The sequence below is a fragment of the Polaribacter sargassicola genome (genome assembly GCF_021991835.1).
GTDB classification, from domain to species: Bacteria; Bacteroidota; Bacteroidia; order Flavobacteriales; family Flavobacteriaceae; genus Polaribacter; species Polaribacter sargassicola.
In genome coordinates this window covers 1-395 of sequence record NZ_JAHDAU010000060.1, presented here as the reverse complement: position 1 = coordinate 395, position 395 = coordinate 1, and the positions used below count along the sequence as shown (strand labels likewise).

Sequence of the window (395 nt, the reverse complement as noted above, 5' to 3'; positions counted from 1 at the left end):
CGCATCGGGCACGTGGACCGCGCGGCATCCGCGCTTCGCCAGGGCTTCGAGACGAACGCAGAATCCCTGGACGAGCCGCTCCAGGACGATCTGGCGCTGCACCAGCACTTCCGGCACATGCGCGGCGATCTGGCTGCACTCGCCGACCTGCTCTCCACCCAGCGCATGGCCCTGGACGCCGTGGTGTCCAGTCACGAGAGCAACGTGTCGTCGCGTCAGAACCGCGACATGCGCACGATCGCGGCTGTGGCGGCGCTGCTCGCGCTGCCGACCGTGGTCGCCGGCGTGTACGGCATGAACTTCAAGGACATGCCCCTGCCGCACATCCCGGTCGGCTGGGTATTCGTGCTGATCGGCACGAACACCCTCGACGTCGCGGCGATGCTCGTTCTCCG

General features: G+C 68.1%; 1 protein-coding gene. It reads left to right on the top strand.

Features of this window, described 5'->3' with window-relative positions:
* Positions 1-395, top strand: a 395-nt coding sequence (locus KI686_RS17400) for a CorA family divalent cation transporter (RefSeq protein WP_497801190.1), incomplete at both ends; no start/stop codon positions are given.